General features: G+C 54.8%; 16 protein-coding genes. 11 read left to right on the top strand and 5 right to left on the bottom strand.

Annotated features, from left to right (window positions below; all coding sequences use genetic code 11):
- The first annotated feature begins 37 nt into the window (after nt 1-37).
- The 5 genes from CGZ80_RS19070 (at nt 38) to CGZ80_RS19050 (ending at nt 4,682) form a co-directional block, all read left to right on the top strand.
- Nucleotides 38-1,165, top strand: coding sequence for an ABC transporter permease (locus CGZ80_RS19070; RefSeq protein ID WP_094417326.1), 1,128 nt, complete (start codon nt 38-40; stop codon nt 1,163-1,165).
- Between the two features lie 28 nt (nt 1,166-1,193).
- Nucleotides 1,194-1,958, top strand: a complete 765-nt coding sequence (locus tag CGZ80_RS19065; protein ID WP_158222774.1) for a sulfotransferase family protein — start codon at nt 1,194-1,196, stop codon at nt 1,956-1,958.
- Nucleotides 1,959-2,096: 138 nt separating this feature from the next.
- Complete coding sequence (locus tag CGZ80_RS19060) at nt 2,097-2,651, top strand: inorganic diphosphatase (RefSeq protein ID WP_198953737.1); 555 nt, start codon at nt 2,097-2,099, stop codon at nt 2,649-2,651.
- Between the two features lie 488 nt (nt 2,652-3,139).
- Nucleotides 3,140-3,352 (top strand): hypothetical protein, encoded by a 213-nt coding sequence (locus CGZ80_RS19055; RefSeq protein WP_143544031.1) that lies wholly within the window; start codon nt 3,140-3,142, stop codon nt 3,350-3,352.
- A 118-nt stretch (nt 3,353-3,470) separates the two neighbouring features.
- Nucleotides 3,471-4,682 (top strand): DUF1559 domain-containing protein, encoded by a 1,212-nt coding sequence (locus tag CGZ80_RS19050; protein ID WP_409994557.1) that lies wholly within the window; start codon nt 3,471-3,473, stop codon nt 4,680-4,682.
- A 77-nt stretch (nt 4,683-4,759) separates the two neighbouring features.
- Here CGZ80_RS19050 and CGZ80_RS19045 read toward each other — a convergent pair whose 3' ends face one another.
- From CGZ80_RS19045 to CGZ80_RS19030, 4 genes are all read right to left on the bottom strand, one after another.
- Nucleotides 4,760-6,037: an ABC transporter permease gene (locus CGZ80_RS19045; protein WP_233148524.1), complete on the bottom strand. Its 1,278-nt coding sequence runs from the start codon at nt 6,035-6,037 to the stop codon at nt 4,760-4,762.
- Nucleotides 6,038-6,045: 8 nt separating this feature from the next.
- Nucleotides 6,046-7,575, bottom strand: coding sequence for an efflux RND transporter periplasmic adaptor subunit (locus tag CGZ80_RS19040; protein WP_094417265.1), 1,530 nt, complete (start codon nt 7,573-7,575; stop codon nt 6,046-6,048).
- 150 nt (nt 7,576-7,725) lie between these two features.
- The gene (locus CGZ80_RS19035; RefSeq protein WP_158222773.1) at nt 7,726-10,278 is read right to left on the bottom strand and encodes a TolC family protein; all 2,553 of its coding nucleotides are present in this window, start codon (nt 10,276-10,278) and stop codon (nt 7,726-7,728) included.
- Between the two features lie 276 nt (nt 10,279-10,554).
- Nucleotides 10,555-12,018, bottom strand: coding sequence for a sensor histidine kinase (locus CGZ80_RS19030; protein ID WP_094417263.1), 1,464 nt, complete (start codon nt 12,016-12,018; stop codon nt 10,555-10,557).
- 448 nt (nt 12,019-12,466) lie between these two features.
- Between CGZ80_RS19030 and CGZ80_RS19025 the strand changes: the two genes are divergently transcribed.
- The 3 genes from CGZ80_RS19025 to CGZ80_RS28325 are packed head-to-tail and all read left to right on the top strand — an operon-like array spanning nt 12,467 to nt 16,842.
- On the top strand, nt 12,467-13,594 hold the full coding sequence (locus tag CGZ80_RS19025) for a sugar-binding protein (RefSeq protein WP_198953735.1): 1,128 nt from the start codon (nt 12,467-12,469) through the stop codon (nt 13,592-13,594).
- Nucleotides 13,595-13,619: 25 nt separating this feature from the next.
- A complete protein-coding gene (locus CGZ80_RS19020) occupies nt 13,620-15,182 on the top strand; it encodes a sugar ABC transporter ATP-binding protein (RefSeq protein WP_094417262.1) in 1,563 nt (520 codons plus the stop codon).
- Nucleotides 15,175-16,842: an ABC transporter permease subunit gene (locus tag CGZ80_RS28325; protein WP_198953734.1), complete on the top strand. Its 1,668-nt coding sequence runs from the start codon at nt 15,175-15,177 to the stop codon at nt 16,840-16,842. The genes CGZ80_RS19020 and CGZ80_RS28325 overlap by 8 nt, the downstream gene beginning before the upstream one ends.
- A gap of 29 nt (nt 16,843-16,871) precedes the next feature.
- On the opposite strand, the gene CGZ80_RS19005 is transcribed toward CGZ80_RS28325, so the two are convergent.
- Nucleotides 16,872-17,279 carry an acyl-CoA thioesterase gene (locus CGZ80_RS19005; RefSeq protein ID WP_094417261.1) on the bottom strand — a complete coding sequence of 136 codons (408 nt, stop codon included), beginning with the start codon at nt 17,277-17,279 and terminating at the stop codon, nt 16,872-16,874.
- 98 nt (nt 17,280-17,377) lie between these two features.
- Here CGZ80_RS19005 and CGZ80_RS19000 point away from each other — a divergent pair, with 98 nt between their 5' ends.
- From CGZ80_RS19000 to CGZ80_RS18990, 3 genes are all read left to right on the top strand, one after another.
- Entirely contained in the window at nt 17,378-18,439 is a 1,062-nt protein-coding gene (locus CGZ80_RS19000; protein WP_094417260.1) for a peroxiredoxin-like family protein, read from the top strand.
- A gap of 185 nt (nt 18,440-18,624) precedes the next feature.
- Nucleotides 18,625-21,273 carry a DUF1592 domain-containing protein gene (locus tag CGZ80_RS18995; protein ID WP_158222772.1) on the top strand — a complete coding sequence of 883 codons (2,649 nt, stop codon included), beginning with the start codon at nt 18,625-18,627 and terminating at the stop codon, nt 21,271-21,273.
- Nucleotides 21,270-22,634 (top strand): DUF1552 domain-containing protein, encoded by a 1,365-nt coding sequence (locus tag CGZ80_RS18990; protein WP_094417258.1) that lies wholly within the window; start codon nt 21,270-21,272, stop codon nt 22,632-22,634. The genes CGZ80_RS18995 and CGZ80_RS18990 overlap by 4 nt, the downstream gene beginning before the upstream one ends.
- The last annotated feature ends 115 nt before the right edge of the window (nt 22,635-22,749 follow it).

Genomic DNA, 22,749 nt, shown 5'->3' with positions numbered 1-22,749 from the left:
GACTGGCGCCAAAATCGCTTTCCGATTGGTCAAATTGATGTTTTGGAATATCGCTCATCGAACGCTCGTTCACGATCGTGGCAAACTGATCGTCGGGCTCGTTGGTGTCATTTTTTCCGTCGTTCTCGTCAACGTCCAAGGCGGCCTGTTCATCGGACTGTTGCAAAAGGCGAGCTTGCTGGTCGACCGCGGAAACGCAGACATCTGGGTCGGGCACCGTGGAATGCACAATGTCGATTTCGCACACCCTATCCCCGAACGCTGGAAGTACCAAGTTCGTGCAGTAGATGGGGTCGCGGCCGTCGAGCCGATGCGAATCGAATTTGGCGAAATCTCATTGCCCGATGGCAGCTTCGAAGACTGCTTGATTGTCGGTGTGACCCAGGACACCGAACTTGGCAAGCCGTATGAGCTGGTCGAAGGGATCGATGACCCGCTCGCCTATCCCGATGGCGTCGTGCTGGACATTTGCGATGACGCCAAACTGCTGTACCCCGAACTTGGAAGCGTCCGTGAAATCAACGGCAAACGAGTCCGCGTGGTCGGTAAATGCGAAGGCGTTTTGAGCTTCCTGATTTCGCCATACATCTTCATGAGCTTTGACCAAGCGTCTGAGTTCGCCAACTTACCAACCGATTCGACATCCTATCTTCTTGCCAAAGTCAGTCCGGGTGCTGACCCCGCCACTGTCTGTCGCGAGATTGAAAAGCTGCTTCCGGACGTGGAAGCGATGACCGCGGACGAATACGCGAAAGTCAGCATCAACTTCTGGCTGACCCGCACCGGTATCGGGCTCAGCTTCGGTGCAGCGACGATCATGGGTGTCCTCGTCGGACTGATTATGGTCGCACAAACGCTTTACGCGATGGTTCTCGACCGCCTCTCGGAATTCGCAACGCTAAGAGCGATCGGGCTACGTGATCGTGAACTGCTGCGGATCTTGCTGATCCAATCATCAATCGTCGCGACGGTTGGCATTATCATTGGAATCGCGATGAGTGTTGGGGTGCGCGAGTTATTGAGCACACCTCGTGCAACGATTTCGATCCCGCCGGAACTCTATGGCGGGTCGGCCGTTCTGGTTTTTGTCGTTTGCCTGATCGCTTCGGGGCTGCCTTATATGCGGGTCCGCAAAGTCGACCCTCACACAGCCCTGACTGGTTGATCCCGCGGCGCCGCAATCGATGCCACACATGGACAGACACGCGATGATCGTTGGCGCCCAAAAATGCGGCACATCGACACTGCATCGCGCGCTGATCCAACATCCTGAAATTCATTCCGCCGTTGATCCCGATACCGGTCACCAACGCAAAGAGATGCATTTCTTTACCGGAAATTGGTCACGTGGATTGGAGTGGTATCGCTCCCACTTTACTGGCACCGGTATCTCACTCGATTCCACACCGGAATACATCTGTGGACGCCAACCGGTCGAACGTATGACAAGTTCTTTTCCGAACGCAAAATACATCGTGTCACTACGTGATCCGGTTCAGCGAGCGATTAGCCATTACCGCCACTACAGTGATGTGCTTCCCCGATCGGAACGCTGGGACTGGAGACGTCCAGGTGGCGACCTCGCAGCAAACATCAGTGCCGAGCTTCGCAATCCTTTCGAAGAATATCGTGGACTGCTTCGTCGCGGACTCTATGCCGAGCAACTCCTGCGTCTCTATGCGAGAATCCCTGCATCCCAAATCCAAGTGGTATTCCTGGAAGAATGGTCCGCGTCCCCCGAGGAATCACTTAGCGAAATCCAACGCTTCCTAGGTCTCGATCCGATCTCATTGGAAATGCGTCACCAGAATCAACGACGCCCCACGTCAGAGAGATCAGTCTCGGGGCCTTCACGTGACCATTCCACAATCGCGTTGCTTTCCGACTGGTTTACGGTTCCAAACCGGGAGCTGGCAGACCTGCTGCGGCGACCGCTTCCAGCGTCCTGGTATCGCTGACACGTTCGCCGTTGCGAAAGTTGCCTCAACCACTCTAGGGAGAGATGCCACGGCGATACAATTAGATTCAGGAAGCGTTCCGTTGGGTGCTGCTCGCCGTACCCAATCTATCTCAACGTCCTCGCATGAATCAGTTCAATGGCAACACCAATCACGATCGCCCACCCCTGGCACGGTGTCCCCGTCGGTGACGACGCGCCGAATACTGTGAACGTGATTGTTGAAATCTCGCAGGGCGGAAAAATCAAATACGAGCTGAACAAAGAAACCGGGCTACTGATGGTCGACCGAGTTTTGTTTTCGGCAGTACATTACCCGGCAAACTACGGATTCATCCCACGAACCTTTGCCGGCGATGGTGACCCGCTCGATGTACTTGTCCTCTGCCAAGAACCGGTCGTCCCTCTTGCTTTGATGCATGCGCGCCCGATTGGCCTGATGACGATGATCGACGAAGGCAAGCTGGATCACAAAGTAATCGCGGTTGCAACGAGCGATGCCGAATACTGTGATTTCGAGGAACTCAGCTCACTGCCGCCTCACCGTTTGGACATGGTACGACGATTCTTTCTGGACTACAAAACGCTCGAAGAAAAAGATGTCGTCGTTGAGGACTACTCTGGTTCTGATCAGGCACACGAGGTCATCGAGAACGCAATCGAGAACTATCGCAAGCACTATGGTGCCAAGTGAATCCAACTCAGTGCTTCATCCTTTGCCAGTCGGAAAAGCGTCTGGCATCGATCTGCTGTCGTTCATCACGGCAAAAAATCTAAAACTATCTATTCCGTAAGACGACCTCCACGCGTCGTCAATCTCTTCCTAAACGGACAGCAAGATTCGCATTAGCGAACACCTTGAGCTGAAAGCGCAACGTGCACGCACGTTTTCTAGCTTTGGGGCACATTTCCGCCTTGGAATTTTGTAGCAAACTGTTCGCCAACCTAGAAAAATGGCGTCACCACACTTATGCGGTATGCGCATCCCTTTCACCACCGGGGCTTTCCCCCACTGGCAAGCGGAGTCACATTGCAAAGGTGCCGGATTTCGCTGCAAACGTTCGCCAGTCGACTTTGATTGTTTCCGCGAGCAGAGTTGAAGGGAGATCCGCTGCGAGTTAGCCCATCGAAGCGACATCCGTTGTGAGATGTTCCGTGGGCCAGCATTCTGATTTTTCATTGATGGTTAAACGATTAATGGCCAACCTTCACAAGTTTCAAAACGGCTTCTTAGTTCTAACGTTGGTGTCTGCGACAGCATTCCTGGTCGGCTGTGGCGACAGCAGCTCTCCTGAACCGACGGAAACGGATGAAATCAAGCAATATCTTGAGGACCATCCAGAACTCAAAGAACCAAAGCCAGAGGTCGACAATTCCGTCCTCACCGGCGAATAGTTTTCCCTTCCTTCTTTCCTGCCCCTTCCTTCCGGCAAGACGCAATGGTTGACCGCATTTTGCGTGAAATCACTTCGCCGGTTCCCTCTTTCCTTATTTGCGTGGAGTTCTGTACGTGATACATCGCTACCGGCGAACGAACGGTTTTACTCTTGTAGAACTACTCGTCGTGATCGCCATCATTGGAATTCTTGTCGGCCTTTTATTACCCGCCGTTCAAGCCGCCCGAGAAGCTGCACGGCGCATGAGCTGCAGTAACAATTTCAAGCAGCTTGGCTTGGCCATTCATAACTATCACAGTTCTTTTAAACAGATGCCGAAGCATGGCTCCGGTACCTATCAGACGACGGTCAGCGCCGCGGCGAACGCGTCGAAGGATGCTCCCGGAAGCAACCGCTCTGACTTGTCAATCCTTGTCGGAATGTTGCCCTATATCGAGCAGCAAGGTTTGTGGGATCTGATCAGCAATCCCTACGACGGCGACGGTGCCGGTCCACTTCCCGCATTCCAGCCGTTTGGACCTTGGCCCAACCGTTCACTTGCCGAACACGTGACCAATCCGTACGAACCGTGGATGTCCAACATCCCAACCTTCCGCTGCCCAAGTGACCCCGGTGTCGGATTGCCTTCGCACGGTCGTACAAACTACGCCGCATGCCTCGGTGATTCGGGAACGCTCAGCCACATCGGCTACATTAGCGATGAGGGCAAGGTCTATGACCCGGGCTGGCCAGCGATTGCGAACACAACGCTTCGCGGTGCTTTTCGACCTCGTCTAGAATGCCGCTTCCGCGATATCTTGGACGGTCTTTCGAACACGTTGGCGATGGGCGAAATCATCACCGACCTTGGCGACAACGACATTCGTTCTCGTGCCGTTGATAGCCCACACCCCGATATGTGGAAAGCGAACGGTGCGGTTTCCTGCAAGCCATACATTGATTCGGAACGCCCAAAGTTTTGGCTCAATGACGGCACGGTTCCCTTCACTGGTGACGCCGAACAACGTCGTGGATCGAAATGGGCGATGGCGCGTCCTTTTTACACCGGTTTCCTTACCGTCCTTGGCCCCAACACCGAAGCCTGCGTCCAAACGACCCAGGAAGGCGAAGGCAACACTTCGGCAAGCAGTCGTCACCAAGGTGGCTGTCACGTGCTGATGTGCGACGGTGCAGTTCGTTTCGTGACTGATTCGATCGACGCTGGTAACTCCGCGCTGCCACAAGTTCGCGTTGGTGCGGACTTCACCGCCCCAGGATCCCCCAGCCCATTTGGCGTGTGGGGTGCACTCGGGTCGCGTGCCGGCTCGGAAACAATCGAAGAGTTTTAAGCTGACGTCGTAGACAGAGCTGGCTTCCAATCCAGCACCAAGCATCAATGAAAGCTCGTCGCTCGCGGCGAGCTTTTTTACATCCGCCGCAACGCTTCGATCGGATCCATGCGAGCGGCTTGGCGCGCGGGATAGATCCCAAACACGATTCCCACTGCAAGCGAAACCAGCGATGCGATCGCGACCGACCAAGGCGTGACCGAAGTTTCCATTCCTGATAAGTACGATACCAATGATGGGGCAGCCAAGCCGACAATCACCCCGATCCCCGTTCCAAAGAGCGACAGTGAAGCGGTTTCGATCACGAACTGGAAAATGATGTCTCGTTGCTTGGCACCCAGCGAACGGCGGATCCCGATTTCCCGAGTCCTCTCGCTAACGTTCGCCAGCATGATGTTCATGATTCCGATTCCCCCAACCAACAGCGAGATCGCCGCGGTAGCACCGAGAACGAAATTAAAAATACGCTGTGTCGCTTGCGCCTGTTCCAACAAGTCAAGTGGAATGGTGATCGCATAATCATCGCGCGGATGGTATTTGGCCAATAGGCCTTTCAACGCAACTGCGGTCGTTTTTACATGATGGCGATTGGCCACCCCGACGGTGATTTGGCTCAGTTCCAATCGCTGGCGAGTGAAACTGCCTTGCTGCCTTCGCGTGATGACATCACCAATACGACTGCGATCGGTTGTCAACGGGATGACGATATCACTATTCAAATCAGACGCTGACATACTCGATCCGATGCCCGCCGATGGCGTCTTGTAGCCTTGAACGCCAATAATTTTGAAGAAGTGCGTGTTGTCGACTTGAATGGATTTTCCGAGCGGCGACTTGCCACGAAACACGTTCTTAGCGATATCTTCACCGATCACGCAAACGTTCAAGCGTGCTTTCAAGTCGGCGGGCTCGATCGGACGCCCCAACACCACATCGATTTTGCTCATGTCGAAATAGCTGGGGTGCACACCAACGATTCGTGCATCAACAACCTGATCGGCGTACCTGGCCTCTTGGCGAAATTCACGCAGCGGCGTCACGCTGGTAACTGATTCGATTGTGTCTTCGATCCGTCTTAGATCATCGTAGGTCAGGCCAAAGTCTTGTTCGAACGAGCGAAAATCGATGTCCGACTCGCTGCTGGTGGGCTGCTTGCTTCGCAGGATTACGTTGCTGACGCCAAGCGCTTCGATCTGTGCTTGTGCTTGCTGACTGGCGCCTTCGGCGACGGCCAGCATCACGATCACGCTCGCAACGCCGAAGACCAATCCGAGCACGGTCAACAGAGACCGCAGCTTATGCATCAGCACGCCGCGAATGGACGTACGAAAAATAGCTCGATAGCGATTCAACATGATGTGCATCAAGCCTGCGGCGTCGAGTCGCTTTGTCCGCCGCCATTGGTCGAAGCGGTCGCACCTGCGTTGTCTTCAGCATCTGCGAAGTCATCGATGCCGCGTTGGTATGCGTCAAGCGTGACGGTTTCGCCCTCCTCTAAGCCCTCGGTCACTTCGACGAAGGAATGGGTGGTACGCCCTGTCTCGATTGACCGCCTTGAGACATCACCGCTATCGACCACATAGGTATAGGCCTGTTCGAAGTGTTCGGTCACAGAACCGACCGGGATCGAGATCACGTTTTGGTAGGTGCCAACCAAGATATTGACTTCGGCGGTCATCCCTGGCTTGATATCGATGTCTTGTGGAAGTGCATCGATCACGATGATCGTTTCGTAGTTCTGGACGCTCGAATAACTACTCGCTGCCATTCCAGCGACCTTCGTGACGTGTCCGACAAGCTTTCGGTCTGAAAACGCGTCCAAGCGAATATCCACCGCCTGCCCTTCTTTGATCTTGTCGACGACCGACTCGTGGACATTGGCTTTGACCTGCATCCGAGACATGTCGGGCAGATAGTAAACGTTTCGCCCCGAGTAAACTTCGGTGCCTTCACGGATCCGTTCCGATGCGTCATACCAGCGTTCGTTCGCATACGCGACGGTTCCGTCTTGCTCCGCGATCAGGGTGCATTTATCCAGAAGCTGACGCAATTCTTTGAGTTGTTCTTCCAAGATGCTGACGGCTGCTGCGGCATTGTCGATCGCGGCTTGTGCTTTTAGCGTTTCAGCAGTCGCCGTCTTTTTTGCCCGCTCGAGTTTCAGCTTTGTTTCTTCGACCTTTCCGCCAAACTCGATCAGCTTCTTTTCGCGGTCGTACGTCACCAACACCTTTAGTTTTTGCTTGTCTCGCTCGACCTGGAACAAGTAGTTCTGCTCGCGAAGTTGGTATTCAAGCAATTGTTGTGGGGTACGGTAGCCTTTCTTGACCAGGATCTCGATGTTGTTTTTTTCATCCCGGACCTTTTCGAGTTCAGCTTCTGCTTCTTTGATCGCCCGGTTCAGTTCAGCTTTCTCCGATTCGAAGTCGCCCATTCGATACTTCTTCAAATCGATTTCGGCGATATCAAATGCCAATTGCGCCGCGGCGATGTTGGTCGCATTCTCGTCCTCTTTGATCGAAAGCGATTGAATGGCTTCGGCGTGTTTGCCCTTTGCCTCGTTGATCTCGACTTCCTTTTCTTTGATGTCTTTATCGATTTCGGTGGTCTCGAACTCCGCGACCTTGTCTCCTTTTTTGACGCGAGAACCTTCTGGAACGATAAAGGTGATTTTGTTCCGGCCCGGTATTTCGCACTTACCGTACACCGTTTTCTGGCTTTCGATGGTGCCCCGCTCGACGACCCGGTCTTCGATCGTTCTGCGCTGAACGACAAACGTCGCTCGCGCGTCTGAGTCCAAGTCGGAACTGCCAAGCAGACTGGGCATGCGAAGGGCGGCGTATCCGGTTAACGCCAGGATTGCGGCGAGGATCGCAATACTGAAAATCTTTTTCATATTGATAGCTGAGGTCGTCGGTTTCGGTGGGGAGTGTCGAAACGAGACTTTTTGTCTAACTTTTTCACTCTTCAGTCTAACCAACGCAATTTTCAGTCGCCAACCGGCTTTTGCGCAACTTTACCAAGGATAGTCGGCTAGCAAATTACCTCATTCAGCTGGCGACTGAGCCGGCGGGGTTAACAAAACTTCAGCTTCGATAAGTTCCAGTTCGGCCGGTTTCTCGCGATTCGCTTCTTCGCCCAAAACCGGGTCGGCGGCAGACGGCGCAAGGTGTGCGTCGACCGAATTCGAATCGGCTTTGTTGATAACATTGAGAGGAAAGTACTCGGTATCAATGACTTCGTAGTTCAACAAATCCGACAGACCTGTGTCTTCGTTGATCCACTGTCCATTCTCATCGAGATACAGCATTTCGAGAGCAACGAACAATCGCATCTTCTGGACGCGGTAGTTGATCCAGTTTTGCACCAAGCTGTTTTTTGCGTTCAGCATCCCGTCCAACGCTTGCAACAAAATGATGGTCAAATTGGCATCCGCCGCTCGGCTTTGCCGCAGATCGATCTGTGCTTGGTCAACCTGACGAGTTGCCGCGAAAACTTGCTGTCGAGCAATCTGGAAGCTCAGTCGACTGAACTCCAATTGGCGAAGAATACGACGGACATCGTTCGCAATCGAATCTTTGTCGGCGATAAAGTTTCGGATCGCTGCTTGATAGGCGATCTGCGTTGAGCGATAGTCGTTGCGTTCGGCACGTCGGTTCAATGGACCGTCGAACTGCAACCCGAGTTGGTACTGGTTGTTTGCCGAGTCCAACTTGAAGGGGTTGTTCGAATCGGAATCACTTCCCAACGCAACCTGCCCTTGGAAATTCAAATCGCTTTCCAGCGCATCGGCGGCGACTTCGACTTTTCGAAAACGATCCATCACCAACGCTTTCGAATTCATCAAGTCCAAGCGATTTTGTAGTGCGAATGAAATCGCTGTTTCCGAGGGGATCGAAAACGGCTCGATGTCGATCAAAAACAATCGGATTTGCGTTTGCGCGACATAGATTTCGGCGATCTCCTCTCGAAGTTTACGCCCGACCGCTTCGGACACCGCTTTCCATGCCACAATCGCGGTGTTGTCTTTTTCATTCGGCAAAATATCTTCGATCGAAACGTCATCGAGTGAGTCGACTCCCTTCAAAATCTCTTCAAAACTCTTCTGATCTTCCGCCTCGTCATCGGTAGGAGGATTCGTTTCGTAGTTTCCAAGCTTCGCCAAGACGTCCCGATCGAATGCCTCGCGAGACTCAAAATCGCGACGCAGATCAACCAGGCTCCCGGCGATCCGCTCGGCAAGTTCCTTTTGTTGCTCATAGTCCAATCGGTCATCCTCAGAGAACTTCGATTGGTCGGTCTGATCCAAGCGCTCTTGCCAGCGTTTAAGTTCAGCCTCAACTTCCGGCAAAAACACCAACGTCTGTTGATGCAGCTCCTGATAGCGTTTGAACTGTTTCTTGAGTGTTTCTACAGGTGCCTGCGAAGGCGGCAAGAACTGCACCAAGTCGATAAACAGTTGCTGAGCATCGTCCTGGAGGTTTTCGATGTTAGGATCGATCAGCTCGAACGGTTGGAGCAACGACTCGTCAATGTCGAAGCGAACCCAAGCAGGCAATCCGATCGCGAACTTCAAATTGTCTTGTTGCGAAATCAAATCTTGCTGTGCCGACAATAGCGATCGCCGCCCGTTTTGATACTGCTGGAAGACTTGATCCACTTGGACTTGTGAGACCGTTTCCAGTTGTTCATAGAACTCGTGTTCGGCCAGGTTCTGTCGCAAATTGCTGACGTTGTTTTCGGTGTTTCGAATGGCCTGCGTTTGCGTTAGCAGCCCCAAGTAGCTTTCTGTCAATCCGACGTAGAACTCGCGGCGAAAATGCGCGAAGTCCCGAACCTCGTAAAGCAAATTGCGTTCAGCCTGCGTCAGGCTTTCCAGTCGTACATGCCGGAACGCTCCACGCAACAGCGGTTGAGTAAACGTCGAGACGATGGCTGCAGAACCGGCCTGAACCGTGTTGCCGGGAAAGTTCCACGTCAGCGAGTTGAAGACACTGGTGACGAATTGCCCGCCACCAGCCAAGTTCCGACCGAATCCCAAACGATCGGAAACGGTCAGCAAACGATTATTGCCCAAGTCTTCACCGTCAGCACGATACGACAATCCTCCGCCGCCGATCCACTGAGTGTCAAATTCGAATCGGTTGATCGACAGGTCGAGTGCTCGTAAATAAACCTGTTCAAATTGTGATTGATAGTCGCGGCTATGCAGAAGCGCGAGGTCGATCACGAGCGGTTGCGTCAGATTGATTTCGCCCGAATCCGACTGCGGAAGGTAATCCAACCAGATTGGGTTTTCGACATCATGCCGGGTCGCGATCTTCTGGTAGTAAGGCAGTTTCTTGCAATCGGGCTGGACCATGTAGCGATGCGCGCCATGGTCATCGGGTGGCTTCGGGCCACAGTCCTTTTCCGCAGCAAGATACATTCGGGATTGACGCTCAGGCTCGACGGGTCGGTTGGGAATGTCCCAACGGGCGTCGCCTTGACGGCTATCGATCAAACAGTAGGCCTCTCGGTCAGCGGCGCGGCGATAGGTTGATCGTGCACAACCACCTACGGATAGGACGACGACGCCTGCCGATGCGATCGCTGCCACGTAGCATCGTTTCTGTTTGAACTGTAGCCGCCCCATACTTCCCTACCGCCTAAACGGATCCTAGACATACCATCTGACAGTGGTTGTCTATCGGCAAGGGAAGAACCTAACCCCGTCACGATCCGCACATTCGCTATCGGCAGTTGGGTCAAACGGGGGCCAAACTGTTAACCTGTAGCGATTGGTAAAGGCGACCGGGCAAACGCTCCAGTTTCACGCGTGGGAACGCCGCCACAGATCCAGAAAGCGTTTACTGCGGATTGCCCAAACACATGCTCAATAGCCGCGAAGGTACGCGACCTCACGCTGTAACCTGCTGCTCGGAATGATCGACTCTGCGGTCACCGCTTTGCCGTCGAAATCCGTGTTCGGATCGGAAGGCGATTGTTGGTCATCGAGCAACGTTTGCCGCACGATCATGTCGGCCAACATCGACGAGAGTTTGATGGCCAACTCGTCACGAATTGCACTGGAAATAACGATGCCTTTGCCCCAGCGCGTGCGGACAGGTTGCATCTCATTCTCAACCATGCGTTCAACACTTTGACGTCGAGCCAGCGCCGATTGAGCGTCCGCATCAAATACGATCACCCAGGTTCGATCTCCGGTGCGATACGCCATTTCGGTAATTCGCATCGATTGATGCAGCAGCGTTTCAAACTGATCGACTGCGGCATTCGGAACCGCCGCACCAAGAGCGACCGTCGTCAAGCACATATGGTGAGGATGCACGGGAGTCACGTTGCCGACGCCGAGGTCGACCGCCTGGGAGGGCACGTCGATACGAACTCGACGAGGGGCGGCAATCGACTCGGGGCGTGCTGAACGATGAACGGACCGGCTGGTCAACGGAGTGACTTCGTAAACCATTTCATCCGGTTCGGTTTTGGGCGTCTGCACCGGCATGGTCAACTGAGTACGCCATGCGGCAAAATTGACCGCCACTGCAGATGGGCCGCCCATCGGGGTTTGGAAGCTGACCGCCGTGCCGGTGCCAACACGCGATTCGATCCGTAGCTTCGAAAAATGCGCCGCGGCCAACTGACGGCAGATCAACAATCCCAAACCGCCGACCGATTGCGTGGGTGCCTTTCCAGATGCGATCAGTTCCAAATCATTGGGACTGATCCCACAACCTTGATCGACAACGGACCAATTCAGGATTTGTGAGTTGCTATATCGATGAGCACGAATCAAGACCGCATGCTTCGGGGCTGTCACACGAACCGCGTTGTTCGCCAAGTTAACGAGTAAACGGCGAAGCAATCCTGGATCGGCATAGATCATCAAGTCTTGGCCAAAGGGTCCGTCCCAAAGCAAGCTGATCTCACGTGGCAACGCCCACGGTTGCAGAGTCGATTCGACCTGATGACGAATCTCATCGATCGACACCCAGCTTCGTCGGATATTGCCGAAACCGGTTTCGAAACGACGCGACTGAACCATTTCGTCGACCATCTGACCGGCGCAATTGCATTGCTCGATCGCCGCCGACAAACACTCGTGCTGTTGTCTGGAAACGCGTCCCAAATCGCCATCGCGGACCAATCGCACCGCTTCACGAATCGTTGTCAGCGGAGATCGCAAGTCATGCGCCGTCTCGCTGATCAGTCTGGTGACCATCTCGAAGGACGCGTCGATGTCTGCTTTGGACAGATCGCTCCTCACTGTCGCATCGCCCATTCGCTTGGTCGAACGGTGGGCCGTTGGCGTAGCGGTCGCGAGATGGGAAGGGCCCATTGGTTGACTGCTGGTGTGCTGAAAAGTTGTCACGGCCTTGATCTCTTACTTTGTCTGCGTGGAGGAGGAGATGACCGAGCAGCGTCCTGCCTGCTTCCACGCTCGTGATGAAATCGCGTCCTTACCCAAGCCTACCTTACGTTGGTGCGGTTCGTTGGCTTGCCGATCGCTTCAGAGCGTGCCGTGGTCTCTCGTCACGGGAACGCTATCGACTGGCGAAACCTGACCACATCAGCCGGTTGCGAATTCCACATTGACTTTGCGGGCACCGTTTTCCGGCCCTGCCGCGTGTAGCGATCATTCCGACGTCAAAGCCGCCCGATGAGGGCACATCGCTTGCGGCTGGCCAAAACCCTACTTACACTGCTTGGTTGCTTAAAACCGCATTAACACCGAAACAAATCGGTTTAACCACCCACACCGCCCACCCCCCCTTCGGTTTCTCGACATGAGCCACTGCCTGAGGTTTTCCGGCCAACAACCGCTTGGCTTTTTGGCTTTCGCACGGTGCATGGTCTTGGCGTTTTCCGTCGGGATGGCCGCAACCGGTTGCACGATCGAGAAAGTCGAACCCGAGTCCGAAACTTTAACGGCCCAAGCGAGCAAGACACAGGCGATCAAGAAGGCTGACGGTGAAGACATCAAAGTTGCTTATGTCACCAATGGTATCGCATCGTTTTGGGTCATCGCCGAAGCCGGTTGCAAGGCCGCCGCAAAGGACCTGGGAGTCGAATGCACGGTGCGCATGCCGGATGGTGCCGCCGATCAAATGCGAACCCTCGAAGAACTGATCGCACTCGGCGTCGATGGGGTTGCGGTCAGTCCGATCGATCCCGGAAACCAAACAGGGATTTTGAATGACGTCGCAGCGGCGACGAATTTGATCACACAGGACTCCGACGCGCCGGACGCAAACCGACTCGCCTACATCGGGATGAACAATTACGACGCCGGTCGCATGTGCGGCAAGCTTGTCAAAGAGGCACTGCCCGACGGTGGCGAGGTAATGATCTTCGTCGGGCGACTAGGCCAGCTCAACGCCGACCAGCGAAGGCAAGGTGTGATCGATGAGTTGCTCAATCGATCGAACGACTCACAGCGTCCCTTTGATCCGTCCGATGCAGTTCTAAAAGGTGACAAGTACACGATTCTTGACACAAGAACTGACGACTTCGACTTTGCCAAAGCGAAGAGCGTTGCGGAAGATGCAATCGTCAAGTATCCGAACATCGGCTGTATGGTTGGTTTATTCGCGTATAACCCGCCAAACATCTTGGAAGCCATTAGCGGAGCCGGAAAGCTTGGCGAAATCAAAGTCGTTGGCTTTGACGAAGACGATCACACACTTCAAGCAATCGTAGACGGGAATTGCTACGGCACCATCGTGCAAAACCCGTATCAATATGGCTATCAATCGGTAGAGCTTCTGTCGAAACTTGCCGCCGGCGACGAGTCCGCATTACCCGAAGGCGGCGTTCTCAATATCCCCGCCCGTGCGATTCGCCAAGACAACGCGCAGGCGTTCTGGGACGAATTGAAGTCGTTGACGGGCGAATCGGAGACGTCGGACCAGTAGCCGCCAGCTTTTGATCTAACACAACGTGAACGACACCAACGCACCGACGCGATCATCCGCAGCAGAACAGGCCCCGGCTTTGCTGGAGGTACGTTCGTTGTGTAAGCGTTTCCCCGGAGTCCGCGCCCTACACCAAGTCAACTTGACGGTGCGACGTGGTGAAGTGCTCGCGATCGTTGGCGAAAACGGTGCCGGAAAGAGCACGCTGATGAAAATTCTTGCCGGTGTTCAATCGGCGGACGAAGGTGAGCTGCTGATCGATGGCAAACCGGCCAAGCTCAATGGTGTTGCTGACGCGATCGATCATGGCATCGCGTTGATTCACCAAGAATTGAACCTCGCGACCAATTTGACCGTCGCAGCCAACATTTTTTTGGGCCGTGAACCGACTCGCTTCGGGCTGATTCATCGCTCAAGAATCCACCAGCTTGCTCAGCAGCACCTTGATGCGGTCGGCCTGGATGTCTCGCCGCAATCGCTGCTCAGTGAACTATCGATCGGCAAGCAACAAATGGTTGAAATTGCCAAAGCGTTGTCGATTGACGCACGCGTGCTGATTATGGACGAGCCGACCAGTAGTCTGTCACAACGCGAAACCGAATCACTTTTTGAAGTCGTTGAATCGTTGCGTGACCGCGGCGTCAGCGTGATCTACATCTCACACCGACTCGCGGAAGTCGAACGGTTAGCCGACCGTGTCGTCGTCATGCGTGATGGTGAGAACGCGGGCACACTCGAAAAAGATCAAATTTCCCACGACGCGATGGTTTGCCGGATGGTCGGGCGTGACGTATCGCGTTTCTATAACCGAACCGTTCGGAATGAGGTGAGTGATCGGCCCGCGGTCTTATCAGTCAAAGACTTTGTCGTTCCCGAGCATCCCCAACAGAAGATTAGCTTCGACATTCGTCCGGGCGAAATCGTTGGCATTGCTGGGCTAGTTGGCGCCGGACGCAGCGAATTGTTGCGGTGCCTGTTCGGCGTTACGGAGTCACTCGGTGGTCGGATATTTATCGAAAACCGACCAGTGCGGATTCACTCTCCCAGTGATGCGATTCGCCATGGGCTTGGTTTGGTCCCTGAGGACCGCAAGACCCAGGGCTTGGTGATCGACTTCGGCGTCAAACGCAATGTGTCCTTGGCCAGCGTCAAAGATAACTCTCGCATGGGCACATGGATCGACTTTGCGAAAGAAGCATCCGACACTGATCATGCGATCGATCGCCTGGCAATCAAAACACCTTCGGCCGATCAGGTTGTACGCTACTTGTCCGGCGGCAATCAACAGAAGGTCGTTCTAGGCAAATGGCTAGCGATGCGTCCCAAGGTTTTGATGCTGGACGAACCGACCCGCGGCATCGACATTGGTGCCAAAGAAGAAATCTATCGCCTCATGGAATCGCTAGCCGCCGATGGCTTGGCGGTATTGTTTGTTAGCAGCGAAATGGAAGAAGTGATCTCGCTGAGCGACCGTACGTTAGTCATGCACGAAGGCCGATTGACCGGCGAACTTGTAGGCGACGACATCAACGAAGAACGCATCATGAATTTAGCAACGGGAATCTGCGCCGGAGAGTGTGATGAATAAGGTACTTGGAATCTTCGGCCTGCTGATCTTCGTTTGCCTCTTTACGACGATCTTGAACGACAGCTTTGTCGGTCAGGGAAATCTGAACAACATCACACGCTGGAGTGCGTTGTTCGGCATCCTTTCGATCGGCGTCTCGTTTGTGATCATCACCGGAGGTATCGATTTGTCGATCGGATCGGTCGTCGGCTTGGTCGCCTGTTTGCTTCCCATGCTGGTCGTCGATCGAGGCTATTCGCCACTCGCATCGATTGCGATCGTGCTTGCTTGTTCCGCGGGGATTGGCCTTTTGCACGGGCTGCTGATCACCAAGTTAGATCTGCAGCCATTCGTTGTCACGCTGTGTGGACTGCTATTTTATCGCGGGTTTGCGCGCTGGCTGACCGATGACCAGACATTGGGTTTTGGGCAAAGCTACGACAACGGCCTGCGTTTATTGGCGACGGGAAAACCGGCCAGTTGGGCCACGATGATGGCGATCGGTGGCTTGGGAATGACGATCGTTGGACTTTGGCGTGCTTATCGGATGCCGCTTCGCAAGTTGGACAATCCGCTCGCACAACAACTTTTGCGTTGGTCGTTGCCGGCCGTAGGATTATTCGTCGCTGTCGTTGGCAGTTCACGTTTTTGGTTTGGCTGGACGACTGCACCAGGACCGGTGCTGCTACCGTTGGGGGAATATCAAGTTCGCGGGATGCTTGTTCTGGCGGCGGAAGGCGGCGCCGAGTTGCCCGCGCTGATCATGCGATATGCCGCCACAGTGATGTTCGTCCCGGCATTGATCGTTTTTGTCGTTTCAGCGTTCAAACATCACGCGAAGAAAGTAACGCTTCCGCTGTCAGCCGTCGCGTTGACAATGGCATTGCTGCTGGCCAGCTTGTTTTACCTCGTACCGATTTTCCGTGAAGCCGCGCCTTCGGATACATGGCGTGTGAATTCGATGCTTGTTTCCGGAAGTACGCTTCGAACGGCAATGATGCTGATCGAATTTGTCATCGTCGCGTTGGCGATGGGCTCAATCGGATGGTTGATTCAAGCGGGCAGTGCAGCGAGCCCGATCAGCAAGGCGATTGCGTTTCCGATGATCATCTTGGGCGTCCTGTCGCTGATTGGGCAAACGGATATGGCAACGACGATGGTACCGACGCCAATGTTGCTGATGATCGGACTGGCCGTCGTCGCCAGTGTGTTTCTGAATCGAACGGTCTACGGTCGATACTTGCTCGCGTTGGGCAGCAACGAAGAAGCCGCGCGGTACAGCGGGATCAAAACCGAACGAATGGTCTTGCTCGCATACGTCCTTTGCTCACTTGCCGCCGGACTAGGCGGAATCCTTTTCGCACTCGACATCAATTCGGTGCAGCCTTCCGGGTTCGGAAATTTTTACGAGCTATACGCAATCGCCGCGGCGGTCCTTGGCGGTTGCAGCTTACGTGGCGGCGAAGGAAACATCCTGGGCGTCGTCATCGGTGCGGCAGTCATGCGAGTGCTCTACAACGCGATCAACATTTTGGGAATCAGCACCAAACTGGAATTCGCCATCATCGGTTTGGTGATTCTTGCGGGCGTGATTGTCGACGTGCTGGTCAAACGCATGATTGCAAAGCGCGCGTTAGCCGCGTCGCAGAACAACGGGGCCCTTTCCACAACCGCTGCCTGAGATCCGAGTTTCGATCGACGCTCCCGCCACTAGGACTTGGGGTGCTCGCTGTCGTATTGGTCACGCAAGCTTTGTGGTACTCGCTGTACCTGACCGTTGCGGTCGATCACTGCCAGCGTGACTTCGGAGCTCACTAATTTCTCCCCATCGCGAGACACGACATACTCGTGCACGATCTTTCCGGCGGTCACTTTCGCGATCGTGGTTTGGATTTCCAACCAGTCGTCGTATTTGGCCGGCCGGTGGTAGCGGCAGTTTACATTGACAACGACCACAAGCAGGCCCTCGTCTTCCATGTCGCGATAGCGCCCGCCACTGGCACGAAGCAGTTCCGTTCGCCCGATTTCGAAGTACTGCAAATAGACGCTATGGTGCACGAACCCCATTGGGTCGCATTCGTCGTAACGGACGCGATGGTTAATTCTGTGTTCCAACATGGGGGATCGCTTTCGGTGAGAAACGCTTGAAGAAATCGGCATTCGGCAACAATGTAGATGTCAACTGTTTTGCGACAAGGCGAAACGCGGTTACTGAGATGCGTTTCGATTTCCGCGTCGCCGAGATTCCTAGCCGGGACAATACCTTGAACGAAAGCTCCCCGAACACCGCGCGAAGCCCCCAGCTCGATCCCCCGAAGTGGGCGCACCATGTGCTGCTCGCCGCCGCGATCTACAACCTCATCTGGGGAGCCTGGGTGGTGATGCGTCCGAGCGATTTTTTCAACTTGGCACATCTAGAACTGCCACGTTACCCCGAGATTTGGCAATGCGTCGGAATGGTCGTCGGCGTCTACGGTATCGGGTATGCGATAGCGGCAAAAAACCCGGCACGGCACTGGCCGATCGTGTTGGTAGGGTTTCTCGGAAAAACCTTCGGCCCGATCGGGATCGCGTGGAACTTGGCGACCGGCTCGCTGTCAATGGAATGGGTTTGGTTAACGATCTTCAACGACCTGATCTGGTTGTTCCCGTTTGCCGCGATCTTGTTTTTCGCATTCGATGTTGCAAACCGACCCCATGCGTCGCCGACTGGCGAAACACTGGACGCCGCGCTTTTGCGATTCGCGAGCCAACGTGGCGAAACGTTGCGAACACTTTCCAGTCAAGGCGAAGTGCTGGTCGTTTTCTTACGTCATTTCGGATGCACGTTTTGTCGAGAAGCACTCGATGATCTTCGGCAACAACGGGCCGAACTTGAACGCCAAGGTATCACGTTGGTGCTAGTTCACATGGGTGACAATACCGAACAGGCAACGTTCTTTGACCGTTACGGACTGGACGACGTACACCGAATCAGTGACCCCAGCTGCCATTTGTATCAAGCGTTTGGCTTGCAACGCGGTGGCCCCAGCCAACTATTTCCACCTGGCGTCTGGTGGCGAGGCTTTCAAGCGGCGATTGTCAATCGACACGGCTTCGGCAACTTAATCGGCGACGGATTCCAAATGCCTGGCACATTCCTACTAAAAGACGGCCGAATCGTAAAAGCTTATCGGCATAAAACGTCTGGCTCGCGCCCCAACTATTGTGACATTGCAATCACACCACTGAACACAAACACCGCTAACCTGGAGTCTCACCCCTCTCCCAGTTGCTGAATTCACTCACATTGCCAATTCGATGTTTGTCAGCTGGGCTCAACTTTTTTATGCTATGGCGTCTGCGATGCCTTATGGGGCACGTTTCGTGGCAACGACGACCAATGAAATGTGTTCCAATGGTGCCGGATCACCTACCCCACCTGGAACACACCCAGGCCCATCCTCACCCCGCCTTGAATCTGATGAACTCGATCGATCGAATTCAGTTTTGTAAGGTCTCTCGGCTGCCACACCGCGCCACGCACCACCGTGACCGGATCGTGAATCGAACGAACGAACGACTCGCAATCGCGATCGCTTTGTCGTTGATCGTTTCGATCATGCCGCAGGCAATCCTTCGTGGTGGAGAACTGCCGTCGATCGAATCGGATCCTGTTGCAGCTTATGAATCGGACATCGTGCCGATCTTGCAGCAGTACTGTTATGACTGCCACGGTTACGGTGAGCGTGAAGGCAATTTCGTTCTCGACCAGTTCTCCTCTGGCCAAGAGGCTAACGCGGATCCGATCTTTTGGTGGCGCGTCCTGAAAAACCTTCGCGCCGGTGTCATGCCACCGGTCGATTCGCCGAAGCTAAAACCTGAAGAGATGGCCCGGATCACACGTTGGGTGAAGCTTGGACCATTTCACATCGATCCGGAAAATCCAGATCCCGGGCCGATTGCCGTGCGCCGCATGAACCGACAAGAATACGGCAACACCGTACGATCGCTGATGGGTGTCGACTTTGACGAGAAGCTGCTGTTCCCGCCTGACGACTCGGGGCACGGCTTTGACAATGTTGCTGACGCGTTAATGGTTTCGCCTCTGCTGCTGGACAAGTACCTGCAAGCGGCTGAGATGATTACCGACCGTGCCGTCCCCAGCGTGACCAAGATCATCCCACGTCTGGACTTCCGCGGCGACGATTTCAAATCCACAAGCCCGGACTCCGACCGCACGGGTCGATCGATCGACGGCAAGAAAACGACGACGGTCGAACGAGCGTTTAAGCTCGATGCGGACGGACAATACAACGTGACGATTGGGACCAAACAACACGGTTCCTTCGAGTTCGATCCGGCACGCTATCACGTCACCTGCAAAATCGATGGGGAGGTTGCTTTCGAGTCCGAGTTGGGCTGGGACGAAAACAAGCTGACAGAGTTCACCTCGGTGAAAGGGTGGCCCGCCGGCGAACACAGGATCTCGTTCCACGTGACCCCAGTCGTTCAAGAAAACGACGAGGACGAAGATCTCGATGACGACGGCGGAACGCACGTCCATTTCGAAGTGTACCGAGTGTCCGTGGAAGGACCGCTGGAAACAAACGACCTCGTCCACCCACGCAACTACGAACGGTTCTTTACCCGCGACGCGCCGCCAGAAAGTCCCGAAGAGCGTCGCGACTATGCGGCCGAGATTCTGCAGCGTTTTGCCACCCGCGCCTTTCGGGGCAAAGTAGATTCGGTCACGGTGGGTCGTTTGGTGGACATCGCGGAATCTGTCTACACACAACCCAACGAAACCTTTGAATCCGGTGTCGGTCGAGCAATCGTCGCTATTCTGGCATCCCCAAAATTCTTGTTCCGAATCGAATCAGCAGAAGCGACCGATCCCCACCAACGCTTCGCCCCCGTCGACGAACTCTCCTTGGCCTCACGTCTGTCTTACTTCTTGTGGTCATCAATGCCAGACGATGAGCTCGTTGGTCTCGCCGAGCAAGGCAAGCTGCGTGAGAACCTGCCACAGCAAGTCGATCGGATGCTTGCCGACAAGCGTGCCGATGCGTTCATCGCGAACTTCGTCGGACAGTGGCTGCGGACACGAGACGTCGTCAACGCCAACGTCGATCCGAATGTGATCTTGGGTTACGCCGACGAGCTTGAGGAACTACGTGAATGGTTCAAAACCTTGCCGCGCGGGTTCTTCCGCCGACGAGGCGAAATGCCAGCTGAAGACCAAGCAAAACTCGATCGCTTCCGTGAAATCCGTCGTATTGTCGATCGTGTCGATGATGATCTGAAACGCTCCATCCGCCGCGAAACCGATGAGTTCGTCGAATACGTCATGCGGAACGACGTTAGCCTGCTGGACCTGCTCGATTGCAACTACACGTTCTTGGACGCACAGCTTGCCGAGCACTACGGGATCGAAGGCATCAAAGGCGAAAAGATGCGTCGGGTCGAACTACCTGAAGGCAGCCCACGTGGTGGTCTGTTGACGCAAGCTTCAATGCTGATGGTGACATCGAATCCAACCCGTACGTCACCGGTCAAACGTGGTTTGTTCATCCTGGACAATATCTTGGGCACCCCGGCGCCGCCGGCTCCTGGTGTAGTACCAGAACTGGAAGAATCAGCCGATCGATTCGGTGATCGTGAACCGACGCTGCGAGAACTGCTTGCGGTTCACCGCGAAGACGCCTTGTGCGCGTCCTGCCATGCACGGATGGATCCGCTCGGCCTAGCACTCGAAAACTTCGACGCACTCGGTATGTGGCGTGAAACCGATAACGGTTCTCCGATCGAACCCCAAGGGGAATTGGTCACCGGCGAAACGTTCAACGACGTTCGCGAATTGAAGAAACTGTTGCGTGAAAACCATGCCGACGACTTCTACCGTTGCGTCACGGAAAAACTGTTGGTGTTCGCGATCGGACGTGGCATGGAATACTCCGACGAACACACCGTCGACATCATCGTCGACAAATTGCGGGCAAACGATGGCAAGTTCAGCGTGTTGGTCAAAGCGGTGATCGACTCGGCACCGTTCCAAATGCAACGCGTGACCAATGTCGACCATCAGGCGAATCAGGCGAGCGACATTCACAGGGGGGGAGAGGGACAATGAGTAACGGACAAAAGCGATCTTTAAGTCGACGTGGTTTCTTGCGTGGCAGTGGATTGACACTCGCCCTGCCAGCGATGGCTTCGCTGCGTGGCCGCGCGGTCGCCGCAGAAACGGCGGCACAGTCAGCGACCGCGGTCACCTCCACCGGCGCGCCGCTGCGGATGGCGTTCATGTCGATCCCCAACGGCGTGCAACAAGAAAACTGGTTCCCGTCCGACGACAACGAACTGAACGAGACGATGAAGCCGCTCAATCGCTTGAAATCGGATCTGCAAGTGATCAGCGGACTTGACCACATCAATGCGACACCGGGGCCGGATGGCGCCGGCGACCATGCCCGCGCCAACGCGACCTTCCTGACCGGATTGCGTGCTCGTAAAACGGCTGGCAGCGATATCGAATGTGGTATCTCGGTCGACCAAGTCGCCGCCCAGAGCATCGGCTCAATCACACGCATGCCTTCGCTGGAACTGACGTCCGACTTGATCCGCAACTCCGGCAGTTGCGATTCCGGCTATGCATGTGCTTACCAGTACAACTTGGCTTGGAGTTCGCCTTCCACGCCGGTCACGCCCGAAGCCAATCCACGTTTGGTTTTTGAGCGGCTGTTTGGCTCGGGTTCACGCGGGGATCGCAAAAAGAATTACGAAGCTCGCCTAGCCACCAAGAAGAGCGTCCTGGATTTTGTGCTCGAAGAAGGCCGCGATGTCAAGCGTCAACTCGCCGCCGCAGACAGCCGCAAATTTGACGAATACTTTTCGGTCGTCCGCGACATGGAACGACGCATCGAAGCCGCCGAACAATTCAAGGATCCACCGGAAACCGACGAAGACGCACCGGCCGGGATTCCACGCGACTTCGGCGACTACATGACGCTGATGTACGACATGCTGCACTTGGCATTTCAGACGGATTCGACGCGCGTCGCAACGCTGCTCTTGGCATACGACGGCAGCAATCGCACGTTCCCACAATTGGGCATTCCTGAAGGCCACCACTGGCTGACACACAGCCAACGTGACGAGGCGCTTGCACAAAAGGTCGCTCGCATCGACCAGTTCTACATCGAACACTTTGCCCGGTTCCTGGAGAAGATGCGACAGACCGAAGATGTCGATGGCAACAGCTTGCTGCACAATTCGATGATCGTCTACGGGGGTGCAATCGCAGACGGCAATCGACACACCCACGAAAACTTGCCGGTGATTTTGGCTGGACAAGCCGGAGGCCAGATCGAAACCGGCCGCTACTACCAAGCCGAAAAACAGCCGATGAGCAACCTCTACGTCAGCATGTTGAACCTGATGGGCATCCCAGTTGACGAATTCGGCGACTCCAACGGCAAACTTTCATTGTCGTAGTCTGCTAAACTGATAACGGATGACGCCGGGCGTTGATCAACGCCCGGCGTTTTCTGTTGCCGCTTGCACTCCGCGTGCCGGCCGCGCCACCCCGCCTCCACCGCAACGCCCTCCC

Source organism: Rhodopirellula sp. MGV (assembly GCF_002251265.1).
In the GTDB taxonomy this organism is placed as follows: domain Bacteria; phylum Planctomycetota; class Planctomycetia; order Pirellulales; family Pirellulaceae; genus Stieleria; species Stieleria baltica_A.
The sequence above is the reverse complement of the archived record's forward strand: the minus strand, read 5'-3'. Positions and strand labels throughout refer to the sequence as shown.

Coding starts and splice junctions, on each gene's coding strand:
- CGZ80_RS19070 (WP_094417326.1), top strand. CDS start 38: ATGTTTTGGAATATCGCTCATCGAACGCTCGTTCACGATCGTGGCAAA.
- CGZ80_RS19065 (WP_158222774.1), top strand. CDS start 1,194: ATGGACAGACACGCGATGATCGTTGGCGCCCAAAAATGCGGCACATCG.
- CGZ80_RS19060 (WP_198953737.1), top strand. CDS start 2,097: ATGGCAACACCAATCACGATCGCCCACCCCTGGCACGGTGTCCCCGTC.
- CGZ80_RS19055 (WP_143544031.1), top strand. CDS start 3,140: ATGGTTAAACGATTAATGGCCAACCTTCACAAGTTTCAAAACGGCTTC.
- CGZ80_RS19045 (WP_233148524.1), bottom strand. CDS start 6,037: ATGTTGAATCGCTATCGAGCTATTTTTCGTACGTCCATTCGCGGCGTG.
- CGZ80_RS19040 (WP_094417265.1), bottom strand. CDS start 7,575: ATGAAAAAGATTTTCAGTATTGCGATCCTCGCCGCAATCCTGGCGTTA.
- CGZ80_RS19030 (WP_094417263.1), bottom strand. CDS start 12,018: ATGGGCCCTTCCCATCTCGCGACCGCTACGCCAACGGCCCACCGTTCG.
- CGZ80_RS19025 (WP_198953735.1), top strand. CDS start 12,467: ATGAGCCACTGCCTGAGGTTTTCCGGCCAACAACCGCTTGGCTTTTTG.
- CGZ80_RS28325 (WP_198953734.1), top strand. CDS start 15,175: ATGAATAAGGTACTTGGAATCTTCGGCCTGCTGATCTTCGTTTGCCTC.
- CGZ80_RS19005 (WP_094417261.1), bottom strand. CDS start 17,279: ATGTTGGAACACAGAATTAACCATCGCGTCCGTTACGACGAATGCGAC.
- CGZ80_RS19000 (WP_094417260.1), top strand. CDS start 17,378: ATGCGTTTCGATTTCCGCGTCGCCGAGATTCCTAGCCGGGACAATACC.
- CGZ80_RS18995 (WP_158222772.1), top strand. CDS start 18,625: ATGAACTCGATCGATCGAATTCAGTTTTGTAAGGTCTCTCGGCTGCCA.
- CGZ80_RS18990 (WP_094417258.1), top strand. CDS start 21,270: ATGAGTAACGGACAAAAGCGATCTTTAAGTCGACGTGGTTTCTTGCGT.